Source organism: Microbacterium sp. ARD31, from assembly GCF_031844425.1.
The window spans coordinates 1-12,453 of record NZ_JAUZVE010000049.1 but is presented as its reverse complement, the minus strand read 5'-3'; the positions used below and the strand labels follow the sequence as shown (position 1 = coordinate 12,453).

Annotated in this window: 12 protein-coding genes; 6 read left to right on the top strand and 6 right to left on the bottom strand. The window is 72.6% G+C overall.

What is annotated here, in order from left to right; genetic code table 11:
• Positions 1-152 precede the first annotated feature (152 nt).
• Positions 153-794, top strand: a complete 642-nt coding sequence (locus Q9S36_RS43330; RefSeq protein ID WP_311290940.1) for an SRPBCC family protein — start codon at positions 153-155, stop codon at positions 792-794.
• 2 nt (positions 795-796) lie between these two features.
• Positions 797-1,132 (top strand): metalloregulator ArsR/SmtB family transcription factor, encoded by a 336-nt coding sequence (locus Q9S36_RS43325; protein ID WP_311290939.1) that lies wholly within the window; start codon positions 797-799, stop codon positions 1,130-1,132.
• A 143-nt stretch (positions 1,133-1,275) separates the two neighbouring features.
• Here the strand turns inward: Q9S36_RS43325 and Q9S36_RS43320 are convergent, their stop codons facing one another.
• The 3 genes from Q9S36_RS43320 to Q9S36_RS43310 form a co-directional block, all read right to left on the bottom strand.
• A complete protein-coding gene (locus Q9S36_RS43320) occupies positions 1,276-1,947 on the bottom strand; it encodes a FadR/GntR family transcriptional regulator (protein WP_311290938.1) in 672 nt (223 codons plus the stop codon).
• Positions 1,944-3,107 carry an L-talarate/galactarate dehydratase gene (locus Q9S36_RS43315; protein ID WP_311290937.1) on the bottom strand — a complete coding sequence of 388 codons (1,164 nt, stop codon included), beginning with the start codon at positions 3,105-3,107 and terminating at the stop codon, positions 1,944-1,946. Before Q9S36_RS43315 ends, Q9S36_RS43320 begins: the two co-directional genes overlap by 4 nt.
• Before the next feature lie 84 nt (positions 3,108-3,191).
• Positions 3,192-4,118 (bottom strand): 2-hydroxyacid dehydrogenase, encoded by a 927-nt coding sequence (locus Q9S36_RS43310; RefSeq protein WP_311290936.1) that lies wholly within the window; start codon positions 4,116-4,118, stop codon positions 3,192-3,194.
• Positions 4,119-4,207: 89 nt separating this feature from the next.
• On the opposite strand from Q9S36_RS43310, the gene Q9S36_RS43305 reads away from it, so the two are divergent.
• The 3 genes from Q9S36_RS43305 to Q9S36_RS43295 are packed head-to-tail and all read left to right on the top strand — an operon-like array spanning position 4,208 to position 7,021.
• Entirely contained in the window at positions 4,208-5,131 is a 924-nt protein-coding gene (locus Q9S36_RS43305; protein WP_311290935.1) for an AEC family transporter, read from the top strand.
• Positions 5,132-5,157: 26 nt separating this feature from the next.
• Positions 5,158-6,570, top strand: coding sequence for an FAD-binding oxidoreductase (locus Q9S36_RS43300; RefSeq protein WP_311290934.1), 1,413 nt, complete (start codon positions 5,158-5,160; stop codon positions 6,568-6,570).
• A 52-nt stretch (positions 6,571-6,622) separates the two neighbouring features.
• Positions 6,623-7,021, top strand: a complete 399-nt coding sequence (locus Q9S36_RS43295) for a hypothetical protein (protein WP_311290971.1) — start codon at positions 6,623-6,625, stop codon at positions 7,019-7,021.
• Positions 7,022-7,046: 25 nt separating this feature from the next.
• Here Q9S36_RS43295 and Q9S36_RS43290 read toward each other — a convergent pair whose 3' ends face one another.
• The gene (locus Q9S36_RS43290) at positions 7,047-8,015 is read right to left on the bottom strand and encodes a peptidoglycan-binding protein (protein WP_311290933.1); all 969 of its coding nucleotides are present in this window, start codon (positions 8,013-8,015) and stop codon (positions 7,047-7,049) included.
• A 153-nt stretch (positions 8,016-8,168) separates the two neighbouring features.
• Between Q9S36_RS43290 and Q9S36_RS43285 the strand changes: the two genes are divergently transcribed.
• Positions 8,169-8,636 (top strand): oxidoreductase, encoded by a 468-nt coding sequence (locus Q9S36_RS43285; RefSeq protein ID WP_311290932.1) that lies wholly within the window; start codon positions 8,169-8,171, stop codon positions 8,634-8,636.
• A 103-nt stretch (positions 8,637-8,739) separates the two neighbouring features.
• Here the strand turns inward: Q9S36_RS43285 and clpB are convergent, their stop codons facing one another.
• Positions 8,740-11,328: an ATP-dependent chaperone ClpB gene (gene clpB / locus Q9S36_RS43280; protein WP_311290931.1), complete on the bottom strand. Its 2,589-nt coding sequence runs from the start codon at positions 11,326-11,328 to the stop codon at positions 8,740-8,742.
• 425 nt (positions 11,329-11,753) lie between these two features.
• The coding region (gene cobF, locus Q9S36_RS43275) for a precorrin-6A synthase (deacetylating) (RefSeq protein WP_311290930.1) at positions 11,754-12,453 on the bottom strand (700 nt) is incomplete at its 5' end.

The following is a 12,453-nucleotide window of genomic DNA, read 5'->3' as shown; positions in this document are numbered from 1 at the left end:
CCCTTGCTGGTTGAGGTGCGAGGCCGCCCGCGGCCGAGCCTCGAAACCACGCCGACCAGTGTGGTTTCGAGGCTCGTCGCTGGCGCTCCTCGCACCTCAACCACCAATAAGTAGTCTTGACTTATATTAGTAGCGCGTGACACTGTCGGCCCATGTTCGACGTAGCCAAGCACCTGGGCGCGGTGACCCGCGCCGTCGAGGACAGCACCCACGAGGGCACGCCCGTCAAGGTCGTGGTCGCCTCCCGCACCTACCCCACCGGCGTGGACGACCTCTGGGACGCCGTCACGACCCCGGAGCGGATCGCCCGCTGGTTCGCGCCGGTGTCCGGCGACCTCCGGCTCGGTGGCCGCTACCAGGTCGAGGGCAACGCCGGGGGCGAGGTCCTGACCTGCGACCAGCCCAAGCACCTCGCGCTCACGTGGGAGTTCGGCGGCGACACGTCGTGGGTGGACGTGCGCCTGGAGGAGGCGGCCGACGGCGCCACGCTGACCCTCCGCCACGCGGCCGACGTGCGCGACAACCCGCACATGACGACATACGGCCCGGGTGCGGTGGGCGTCGGCTGGGAGCTCGGGCTGATGGGGCTCGCGGAGCACCTCGCGACCGGGGCCCCGATCCCGCACGAGGAGGTCGAGGGTTGGGGCGCGAGCGCCGACGGCCAGGGCTTCATGAGCGCCTCCGCGAGCGCCTGGGGCGAGGCGGACGCCCTCACCTCCGGCGACCCCGAGGCGTCCCGCGCCGCTGCCGCCCGGACCGCCGCGTTCTACACCGGCACCGAGCCGCCGGCCTGAGCGTGCACGCCTTCGACGTCCTCGGCGACCCCGTACGCCGTCGCATCCTCGAGCTGCTCGCCGACGGGGAGACCAGCGCCGGCGACGTCGCCGCGGTCGTGGGTGCCGAGTTCGGGATCAGCCAGCCGGCGGTCAGCCAGCACCTGCGCGTGCTGCGCGACAACGGCTTCGCCACCGTCCGGGCCGAGGGCACGCGCCGGCTCTACGCCGTCGACCCCACCGGCCTGCAGGAGGTCGACGCCTGGGTCGAGCAGTTCCGGGTCTTCTGGGACCAGCGGCTCGACGCCCTCGGCACCGAGATCGCCCGCGGCAAGAAGTCCCGCCGCACCACACGCTGAGCGGGCACTTCCTCGCGCTGGACGCGTCGACCGGGCACTTCCTCGCGCTGGCGCGGTGCCACAGCGCGAGGAAGTGCCCGGTCAGCAGTGGGCAGCGCGAGGAAGTGCCCGGTCAGCAGTGGATAGCGCGAGGAAGTGCCCGGTCAGCCCACGCGGCGGCGGGTGTTGCCGAGGTGGAGGCGCATCGCGGCGCGAGCGGTCTCGGGGTCGCCGGCGATGACCGCGGCGGCGACGTTGTCGTGCTCGCGCTGGACCCGCTCGACGTGGGTGGCGTCGGTCATGGAGTACGTCTCGTCGAGGCGGGTGCGCGGCAGCATGATCATCATCGGGCCGAGCGAGCCGAGCAGGTCGACGTAGAAGCGGTTGCCGGTCGCGCGGGCGATGGCGAGGTGGAAGGCGAAGTCGGCCTCGACCGCGCCCTCGTGGCCCGCCCGCACGAAGCCCTCCATGGCGGACTCGATCGCCGCCACGTCGGACGGCCCGTGGTCGCGCGCCGCCAGCGCGGCGGCCTCGCTCTCGACGCCGATGCGGAAGTCGAGCATCGCCATCACGTCGGCCTGCGTGCGGATCGCCGAGGCCTCGATGCTGAACGACGACGCCTCGGGCACCGCGAGCACGAAGGATCCGCGGCCCTGCTGGGTCTCGACGAGGCCCTCGGCCCGCAGCCGCGTCACCGCCTCCCGCACGACGGTGCGCGAGACGGCGTACTCCTCGATGAGCTCGGCCTCCGAGGGCAGCTTGGCACCCGGGGCGAGGTCGCCGGCAAGGATCTTGTCCTTGAGGCCGGCGACCACCGACGCCGACAGGGTGCTCATGCCGAGAAGGTAGCGGTCTCCACGGTGAGCTCGCGCATGCGCTCGGTGAGCGTGAAGCCGAGGCCCGGGCGGTCGGGCACGAAGATGCGGCCGTCGCGGATCTCGATGCGCTCCTCGAAGAGCGGGTTGAGCCACTCGAAGTGCTCGACCCACGGCTCGGTGGGGTACGTCGCCGCGAGGTGGAGGTGGATCTCCATCGCGTAGTGCGGGGCGAGGTCGAGGCGGTGGTGGGCGGCGAGCGTCGCGAACCGCAGGAACGGCGTGATCCCGCCGATGCGCGGTGCGTCGGGCTGCACGATGCCGCGGTAGCCCGCGTTCACCAGCCCCATGTGCTCGTCGACCGAGGTGAGCATCTCGCCGGTGGCGATCGGGGTGTCGAAGGTCTGCGACAGGTCGGCGTGGCCGACGTGGTCCCACGCGTCGAGCGGCTCCTCGATCCAGACCAGGTCGAACTGCTCGAGCTCGCGGCACATCCGGCGCGCGCGGGCGCGGTCCCACTGCTGGTTGGCGTCGACCATGAACGGGCCGTCACCGAGGTGCTCGCGCAGCGCCGCGACGCGGCGCAGGTCCTCGCGCCAGTCGGGCTGGCCGACCTTGATCTTGATGCCGCCGATCCCGGACTCGAGCGACGCGGTGGCCTTCTCCTTGATCTCCTCGACCGAGGCCTGGAGGAAGCCGCCGGAGGTGTTGTAGACGCGGCACGAGTCGCGGTGCGCGCCGAGCAGCTTGGCCAGCGGCAGGCCGGCGCGGCGCGCCTTGAGGTCGTACAGCGCGACGTCGAGCGCGGCGACGGCCTGCGTCGCGACGCCGGAGCGGCCGACGGAGGCGCCGGCCCACATCAGCGACTCGTAGATCTTCGCGATGTCGCTGGGGTCCTGGCCGATCGCGACGTCGACGACCTCCTTGAGGTGGGCGTACTGCGCCTTGCCGCCCGCGCGCTTGGAGTAGCTGAACCCCATGCCCTCGAAACCCTGCTCGGTGGTGAGGTCGACGAAGAGCATCACGGTCTCGGTCAGCGGCTTCTGGCGGCCGGTGAGCACCTTCGCGTCGCTGACGGGATTGGGGAGCGGGAGCACGACGTGCGACAGCGTGATGCTGCGGATGCGGTCTCCGGTGCTGCTCGCGGGCGCCGCGGCCGGCGGGGTCAGGGTCTGCGTCATCGGGCTTCCTTGGATCGTAACCAACTTGTATGATGAGTGTGCAACTCATTACACAAGTTCGTCAACCCCGGAGGAGCGCACGTGTCAGCCGACCGGCGTCAGCAGCCGTCCCTCGTCGAGGTACGCCGCCACGTTCGCGAGCGTGAGGTCGGCCATCGCGCGCCGCGTCTCGACGGTCGCGCTACCGAGGTGCGGCAGCAGCACGACGTCGTCGCGGCCGAGCAGCGCCGACGGCACATGTGGCTCGGCGGCGAAGACGTCGAGCCCGGCACCGGCGATCCGGCCCTCCTGCAGCGCCGCGACGAGGGCGTCCTCGTCGACCACGGAGCCGCGCGCGATGTTGACCAGGAAGCCGTGCGGGCCGAGGGCGTCGAGCACCGCGGCGTCGACGAGTTGGCGCGACGCGTCGCCCCCCGCTGCCGCGAGCACCAGCACGTCGCAGCCCCGCGCGAGGGAGACCACGTCGGGGACGTAGGCGTACGACACGTCGCTGCGGGCGCGGCGGTTGTGGTAGCTGATCGTCGTGCCGAAGGCCTCGAGGCGCCGGGCGATCGCCAGGCCGATCCGGCCGAGGCCGACGATGCCGATGCGGGCACCCGTGACGCGGCGGGCGAGGGGTGGCGTACGACCAGCGGCCCACTCCCCGCGGCGGACGAAGCGGTCCGCAGCCGACAGCCCACGCATCACGTCGATGACCAGGCCGACGGCGGCATCGGCGACGCAGTCGGTCAGCACGTCGGGGGTGTTCGAGACGACCACGCCGCGGCGGGCGGCCTCGTCGACGTCGGTGGCGTCGTAGCCGACACCGAAGCTCACGATCGCCTCCAGCGCCGGCAGCCGGTCGAGGTGCTCCGCGCGCACGCCCCACACACCGCTCGTGACCGCCACCCGCACGGACGCGGCCTCGTTCGCGGTGAGCTGCGACAGCTCGCGGGCGCCGTGCTCCTGCTCGAGCCGCGCCACCAGCTCCGGACGCAGCCTCCCCACCATGACCACCGTCGACTCGCCCACGCCGCGACGCTAGGGACGCCCGCCGGGCATCGTCCAGTGCCGATCCGGCATGGTCGCCGGGTGCGCGGCGGGCGCCGCGGGCTGGGAGCATGGGGGCCGACATGGACCTGCTGATCGGCTTCACCACCATCCTGGTGGTCATCGCAGCAGGGGCCGGGCTCGCGCACGCGGGCGTGCTCGACCGGCGCTCGCAGCGCACCCTCGGCGAGATCGCCTTCTTCGTCGCCTCCCCCGCCCTCATGGTCGTGACGATCAGCCAGGTGCACCTCGAGTCGGCGGCGGCCAACCTGGTCGCCTCGTCGGTGTCGCTCGCCGCCTCGTTCGCGGCGTACGTCGCCCTGGCGCGGCTGCGCTGGCGCCTCTCCACCGGCCCGCTGCTGATCGGCGGGCTCTCCTCGTCCTACGTCAACGCCGGCAACCTCGGCATCGCCATGGCCGCCTACGTCGTCGGCGACATCACCGTCGTCGTGCCGACGCTCCTGGTGCAGATGATGGTCGTGCAGCCGGTCGCGCTGGTCGTGCTCGACCGCCTCACCGGACGCGGCGAGGGCGTGGCGTCAGCGCTCCGGCGCCTCGTCACCAACCCGCTCACCCTCGCCGCCGTCGTCGGCGTCGTGCTCGCGGTCACCGGCTGGCGGCTCCCGCGCGTCGTCGAGGACCCGCTCCAGCTGATGGCGGGCGCGGCGATCCCGCTGATGCTGATGTCGTACGGCGCCGCGCTGAGGCTGAGCCCGCCGCTGGGCCGGGCGGGCCACAACGGCGAGGTGCTGCTGGCGAGCGTGCTCAAGCTCGCCGTGATGCCGGTGGTCGCGTGGGCGGTGGCCGTCGCGCTCGGCATCGACGGACGCGCCCTGCTGGGCGTCGTCATCACCGCTGCGCTGCCGACCGCGCAGAACATCTTCCTGCACGCCACCCGCTACCGCGTCGGCGAAGACGTCTCGCGCGAGACCATCCTGATCACCACGCTGGCCTCGCTGCCGGTTGCCCTGCTGGTCGCCGTCGTGCTCGGCTGAGCACCCCCACCCCCGAGGAGACACCCGTGACCGACCTGCTCGACCGGCTCCGCGAGGCCGTCGGCGACGCGCACGTGCTGACGTCCGACGACGAGGTGGCGGCCCACGTCGTCGACTGGACCGGCGTGCACGCCGGCCGGGCGCTGGCGGTGGTGCGGCCGGGCTCGACCGAGGAGGTGGCCGCCGTGGTCGCCGCCTGCCACGAGGCGGGCGCACCGATCGTGCCGCAGGGCGGCAACACCGGGCTGGTCGGCGGCGGCGTGCCGGACTCGTCGGGAACCCAGGTCGTCCTGTCGCTCGGCCGGATGCGCACGGTCCGCGACGTCGACCCGGTCGCCGGGACGATCACCGTCGACGCCGGCGTGGTGCTCGCCGACGTGCAGGCGGCGGCTGCCGAGGCCGACCGGCTCTTCCCGATGTCGCTGGGGTCGGAGGGCAGCTGCACGATCGGCGGCAACCTCGCCACCAACGCCGGTGGCACCGCGGTCCTGCGCTACGGCATGACCCGCGAGCTGGTGCTCGGCCTGGAGGTCGTGCTGCCCGACGGCCGCGTGTGGGACGGGCTGCGCGGGCTCCGCAAGGACAACACCGGCTACGACCTCACCCAGCTCTTCGTCGGCTCAGAGGGCACGCTCGGTGTCATCACCGGCGCCGTGCTCCGGCTGTTCCCGCCGACCCCGCGGCACGCGACCGCGTGGGTCGCGGTGCCGTCCGTTGCGGCCGCCGTCTCGCTGCTCGCCCTCGCCCAGCAGCACGCCGGCGTGCACCTGTCGACGTTCGAGATCGCCAACCGGCAGGCCATCGACCTCGTCCTCGCGCACCTGCCCGGCGCCAGCGACCCGCTGGCGGAGCCCAGCGACTGGTACGTCCTGGTCGAGCTCGCCGGGTCCGCGTCCGACGACGGGCTCGACGAGGCGCTGGAGGCCGTGCTGGGGGCCGCCGTCGAGGACGGTCTCGCCTCCGACGCCGCCATCGCCGGCAGCCCCGCCCAGCGCTCGGCGCTCTGGGCGCTGCGCGAGGGCATCTCCGAGGTGCAGAAGGTCGAGGGCGCGACCCTCAAGCAGGACGTCACCCTCCCGATCGCCGACCTCGCCGCCTGGACCGAGGCCATGGGACCGCGGCTGCAGGAGGTCCTGCCCGGCGTGCGGCCGGTGACCTACGGCCACGTCGGCGACGGCAACCTCCACTACAACCTCAACGCGCCCGTCGGGCGCGACCACGACCTCCGTGCCGCGGCCGCCGACCTCGCGACGGCGATCTACGACTCCGTGGCCGCCGCCAACGGCTCCATCAGCGCCGAGCACGGGCTCGGCCGGACGAAGGCGGCGGCAGCGGCGTCGTACAAGTCGGCGGTGGAGGTCGACCTGATGCGCGCGATCAAGCAGGCCCTGGACCCCGACGGCCTGATGAACCCCGGCGTCCTGCTGCCGCCTGACTAGGGTGGGCGGCGTGAAGGCACAGACCCTCGGACGCGTCCTGCTCGGCTCCGCCATGGTGGGCGCGGGTGTCCTGCACCTGACCACGCAGCGGCGGGAGTTCCAGGCCCAGGTCCCCGACTGGTTCCCGGTCGACGAGGACCTCACCGTCGTCGGGTCGGGCGTCGTCGAGATCGGCCTGGGCGCGGCGTTCGTCGCGCTGCCGAAGCACCGCCGCACGGTCGGCGCGCTGCTCGCGGCGTTCTTCGTCGCGATCTTCCCGGGCAACATCGCGCAGTACGTCGAGGGCACCGACGCGTTCGGCCTCGACACCGACCGTGCCCGGTTCGTCCGCCTGTTCTTCCAGCCGGTGCTGGTGCTCGCGGCGCTCTGGGGCGGCGGCTGGCTCAGCCGGCGGGCCGACGACGAGCAGTCCGAGGAGCTGGCGACCGAGGAGGTCGACACCGGCGAGTGAGCCGCCGCACGCCGTCCGCTCCCGGTCAGTAGGTGTCGGCCAGCGTCGTGGCCATCGACTCCCACTGCGCGTAGGCGTTGGGGCAGCACGACCGCTGCACCGCGTCGGCGGCGAGGGTCTTGCTCATCGACTCCCAGCCGGCGATGTCGAACAAGCCGCGGTTGGTGGTGTACGCCGAGACGCCGAGGAACCCCTGCGTGGCGTACGCCGGGTTGACGCACGCGGTGCCGCCCGAGCACCAGCCCTGGCTGGGGCGCTGCTGGAAGAGCCCGAGCGAGTCGCGGTCGCCGAACTGGATGTTGCACAGCTTGGACTCCTGCATCGCCGTCATCAGCGCGATGATCTGGGCGTTGCGGTTGCCGCCCGCGGTGCGGGTGGCGCCCAGGATCGTCCGCACGTTGGCGACCTGGGCGGTGGTCAGCGAGGAGGCGGTCGTGCCGCCGGTGGCGTAGCAGAGCGTCTGGTCGCCGGACTGGCTCCAGCCGAGCAGCTCCTGCCACGTCGCGGTGTCGACGGTGCCGGTCTGCGGCAGCCCGCGGTTGGCCTGGAACTGCACGACGGACGCGCGGGTGCCGGAGCCGAAGACGCCGTCCACGACCAGGTTCGCGCCGTACTTGTTGAGCTGGGTCTGCGCCGCCTTCACCGCGTTGCTGTCGGCCGAGCCCTGGCTCACGGTCACCACGAGCCGGGGCCACGTGCCGTTGCCGGCGATGCCGTCGACGGGCGAGATGCCCTGGGCGGATTGGAAGGCCTTGAGGTTCGCCGTGGTGCCGCTGCCGAAGACACCGTCCGCCGTCGTCGGGTAGCCGCGCGCGGTCAGGAGGTGCTGCAGGGCCATGGCGTTGTTGTTGCGGGGCTGGCCGGCCTTGGTGATCGGCCAGGCGCTCGCCGCCTGGGCAGGGCCGGCGACCAGCACGGCGGCCGTGGCGAGCAGCAGGGCGAGGAGGACGCCGAGCGCCCTCCGGCGTGGCCTGGGCAGGGTCGATCGGTGCATGTGGAGCTCCCGAGAGTGGTGCCCGGCCATCCCGAGAGGCCGCGCGCGTGCGCTCGACCCTGCCCCGGGCCGGCGTCGACCGTCAAGGCGTCGGAGTCGCGTGCCCTCGCGGCCGCACTCGACTCCGGGCGCCGGGAGTACGACGATCGGAGGATGCCGACGATCTACGAGGCGGCCGGCGGGATGGAGGTCCTCGTCCGGCTGGCCGAGGCGACGCACCAGCGGTGCCTGGCGGACCCGCTGCTCCACCATCCCTTCTCCCACGCGGACAACCAGCCCGACCACACCGAACGGCTGGCGGCCTACTGGGCCGAGGCGCTCGGCGGGCCGGCGACGTACACCGGGCCGATGGGCGGCAGCGAGTCGCACGTCCAGCGGCTGCACGCCGGCGAGGCGGACTACGCCGTGGAGGCCAGTCCGCGCTTCGTGCAGTGCGTGGTCGACTCGTTCGACGAGGCCGGCGTGCCCGACGACCCGCGGGTGCGCCGGGCGATCACGGACTACGTCACCTGGGCTGCGACCGGCCCCTTCCAGGCGTGGGGCCGGTCGAAGGACGACGTCCCCGACGACCTCCCGCTCGGCCATTGGGACTGGGACGGCCCCGTGCCACCTGCTGGTTGAGGTGCGCCTTGGTGGTTGAGGTGCGAGCGCAGCGAGCCTCGAAACCACCACCAGGGCGGTGCCGAGGCTCGTCGCCGGCGCTCCTCGCACCTCGACCAGCGGGTCAACCGGCGAGGAGCGTCAGCCCGTCCTCGCCCACGTCGACGGTGACCGAGCCACCGTCGGTGACCTCGCCGGCGATGAGCTTCCGCGCGAGCGGGTCGCCGATCGCGGACTGGATCAGCCGCCGCAGCGGCCGGGCGCCGTACGCCGGGTCGTAGCCGGTCTCGGCGAGCCAGGCACGCGCCGCGTCGGTCACTGAGATGGTGATCCGCCGGACCGCGAGCCGCTTCTCCAGCAGCGCGAGCTGCAGGTCGACGATGTGGGCCAGGTCGTCCTTGGTGAGCGCGTCGAACATGACGACCTCGTCGAGCCGGTTGAGGAACTCGGGCTTGAAGTGCGAGCGCACCACGCCCATGACCGACTCCTTCTTCACCTCCGGCTCCATCAGCGGGTCGACCAGGAAGTTCGAGCCGAGGTTGGAGGTGAGGATCAGCAGCGTGTTGCGGAAGTCGACCGTCCGGCCCTGGCCGTCGGTCAGCCGGCCGTCGTCGAGCACCTGCAGCAGGATGTCGAAGACCTCGGGGTGCGCCTTCTCCACCTCGTCCAGCAGCACGACGCTGTAGGGGCGGCGGCGTACGGCCTCGGTGAGCTGGCCACCCTCGTCGTAGCCGACGTAGCCGGGAGGCGCGCCGACCAGCCGCGAGACCGAGTGCTTCTCGCTGTACTCGCTCATGTCGATGCGGACGATGGCCCGCTCGTCGTCGAAGAGGAAGTCCGCGAGCGCCTTCGCCAGCTCGGTCTTGCCCGTGCCGGTGGGGCCGAGGAAGAGGAACGAGCCGGTCGGCCGGTTGGGGTCGGCGATGCCTGCGCGCGAACGACGTACGGCGTCGCTGACCGCCTCGACGGCGTCCTTCTGGCCGATGAGGCGCTCGCCGATGACCGACTCCATCTCGAGCAGCTTGGCGGTCTCGCCCTGCAGCATCTTGCCGGTGGGGATGCCGGTCCAGGCCTCGACGACGTCGGCGATCTGCTCGGCGCCGACCTCCTCGCCGACCAGCGGCTCGAGGTCCACGGCCTCGGCCTTCTCGACCTCGGCGATCTGCTTCTCGAGCTCGGGGACCTTGCCGTACTGGATCTCCGAGGCACCCGCGAGGTCGCCCTCGCGCAGCTTCTTCTCGGCCTCGATCTTGAGCGCGTCGAGCCGGCGGCGCAGCTCGCCCTCGCCCTGGAGCTGGTCCTTCTCGCGCTCCCACCGGGTCTCGAGCCCGCGCAGCTCCTCCTCCTTGTCGGCAAGGTCCTTGCGCAGCACCTCGAGCCGCTCGATCGACGCCTCGTCGGTCTCCTTGGCCAGGGCGAACTCCTCCATCTTGAGGCGCTCGACCTGGCGGCGGAGCTGGTCGATCTCCTCGGGCGAGGACTCGTGCTCCATGCGCAGGCGGGAGGCGGCCTCGTCGATGAGGTCGATGGCCTTGTCGGGCAGCTGGCGACCGGTGATGTAGCGGTCGGACAGCGTGGCGGCGGCGACCAGCGCGGCGTCGGTGATGCGGACGCCGTGGTGGGCCTCGTACTTCTCCTGGATGCCGCGCAGGATCTGGATGGTGTCCTCGACCGACGGCTCACCGACGAAGACCTGCTGGAAGCGGCGCTCCAGGGCGGGGTCCTTCTCGATCCGCTCGCGGTACTCGTCGAGGGTCGTGGCACCGATCATGTGCAGCTCGCCGCGGGCCAGCATCGGCTTGAGCATGTTGCCGGCGTCCATCGCGGAGTCGCCGCCGGCGCCCGCGCCGACGACCGTGTGCAGCTCGTCGATGAAGGTGATGACCTGGCCGCCGGCGTCCTTGATCTCCTCGAGGACGGCCTTGAGCCGCTCCTCGAACTCGCCGCGGTACTTCGCGCCCGCGACCATCGCCGCGAGGTCCAGGCTCAGCACGCGCCGGCCCTTGAGGGAGTCGGGCACGTCGCCGGCGACGACGCGCTGGGCGAGGCCCTCGACGACGGCGGTCTTGCCGACGCCGGGCTCGCCGATGAGCACCGGGTTGTTCTTGGTGCGCCGCGACAGCACCTGGATCACGCGGCGGATCTCGGCGTCCCGCCCGATGACCGGGTCGAGCCGGCCGTCCTCCGCGGCCTGGGTGAGGTCGACGGAGTACTTCTCCAGCGACTCGTACGACGCCTCGGCGGCCTCGCTGGTCACCCGGCGGTTGCCGCGGACTGCGGTGATCGCCTCCCGCAGGCCGTCGGCGGACAGGCCGGCGTCGGTGAGCACCTTCTGCGCGGGCGACTCGACGGTCGCGATGGCGACGAGGAGGTGGTCGGTGGCGACGAAGTCGTCCTTCATCGAGCCGGCCAGGTCGAGCGACTGGGCGAGCACGCGCGTCAGCGACGCCGAGGCACTCGGCTGCTGGACGGTGGACCCGGTGGCGCGGGGCAGCTGCTGCTGGGCGCCCTCGGCCTTGGCGAGCAGCGTGGCCGGGTCGACGCCCGCCTTCTGCACGAGGCTGCGGCTGGTGCCGTCCTCCTGCTTGAGCAGGGCGACGAGCAGGTGGACGGGCTCGGTGTGGGTGTTGCCGCCGGTGGTGGCGGCGAGCTGGGCAGCCTCGATCACCTCGCGGCTGCGGGTGGTGAACTTCTCGGCACCGAACTGGCTCAACTCGACTCCTCTGGTCGTGCGCTGGTCTGCTCGGGACCAACTCTGGTCCCACCTGCTCCAACGCGCCAGAAGTTGAGTCGATTCCCCTCAACTTTGAGAATTTCGCGACTCTCCTACCCGGTGGTTGAGGTGCGAGCGCAGCGAGCGCACCCGGTGGTTGAGGTGCGAGCGCAGCGAGCGCACCCGGTGGTTGAGGTGCGAGCGCAGCGAGCCTCGAAACCCACGACGGCCGCGGTGAGCGCAGGTTTCGAGGCTCGTCGCTGGCGCTCCTCACACCTCAACCAGCGAAGGGCGCGCGCCTGGCGATACTGCACATGTGCGGCGGTTGTGGCCCCTCGACGGGCTGAATGAGGGCCAGATCCGCCGCACGTGCGGCGGTCGGCGGTCACGACCCCGGTCTCGACACGGGCGCCAGGGCGCCCTGCTCACCTAGCAGTAGGCTGGCGGCGGAGGAGGTAGGTGTCCATCACCCAGCCGTCGGCGCCCTTCGCGCGCGCCCGCGCAGCCCGGATCGAGCCGAGGACCGACGCCAGCCGCCCCGCGACCAGCTCCTCGTGCGGGCTGCCGAGGTTGGCGCCCCACCAGATGTCCCAGTCGCCGTCGAGGTCGGCCGCCTGCAGGCCGCCGTCGAGCATCACCACGAGGTTGTCGTGGCCGGCGGCCACCTCGGCGGCCAGCCGGCGGCCGGTGGTCACCAGCACGGGCCGGCCGACCTCGTGGAGCACGACGCGGTGGCGGGCCGCCAGGAGCGAGAGCGCGGAGACGCCGGGGAGGACGTCGTACGCCACACCGAGGCGGTCGACCACCCGGATGGTCGAGTCGTAGAACGCCGGGTCGCCCCAGACGAGGAAGCCGACCGTGCCCGGCCGCTCCGCGATCACCGAGGCGTACGCCGCCGCCCGCGCGTCGTGCCAGTCGAGGACCGCGCCGTCGTAGCCCGCCTCGTCGAGACCCGACGAGCGGTCACGGGGCGGGTCGGGGACGGCGACCAGCTCGACGCCGAGGTCGGCGCAGATCGCCCGGCGCAGCGCGAGCAGCGGGTCGTCCGCCCCCTTGTCGGCGGCGATGACGTAGTCGCAGCCCGCGATCGCCGCGCGTGCCTCGCCGGTCAGCTGGCCGGGGTGG

What these genes read in the sequence shown, in the direction of transcription:
- Q9S36_RS43285 (WP_311290932.1), top strand. Translation starts at nt 8,169, where the DNA reads ATGCCGACGATCTACGAGGCGGCCGGCGGGATGGAGGTCCTCGTCCGG.
- Q9S36_RS43295 (WP_311290971.1), top strand. Translation starts at nt 6,623, where the DNA reads ATGGTGGGCGCGGGTGTCCTGCACCTGACCACGCAGCGGCGGGAGTTC.
- Q9S36_RS43305 (WP_311290935.1), top strand. Translation starts at nt 4,208, where the DNA reads ATGGGGGCCGACATGGACCTGCTGATCGGCTTCACCACCATCCTGGTG.
- Q9S36_RS43320 (WP_311290938.1), bottom strand. Translation starts at nt 1,947, where the DNA reads ATGAGCACCCTGTCGGCGTCGGTGGTCGCCGGCCTCAAGGACAAGATC.
- Q9S36_RS43315 (WP_311290937.1), bottom strand. Translation starts at nt 3,107, where the DNA reads ATGACGCAGACCCTGACCCCGCCGGCCGCGGCGCCCGCGAGCAGCACC.
- Q9S36_RS43290 (WP_311290933.1), bottom strand. Translation starts at nt 8,015, where the DNA reads ATGCACCGATCGACCCTGCCCAGGCCACGCCGGAGGGCGCTCGGCGTC.
- Q9S36_RS43330 (WP_311290940.1), top strand. Translation starts at nt 153, where the DNA reads ATGTTCGACGTAGCCAAGCACCTGGGCGCGGTGACCCGCGCCGTCGAG.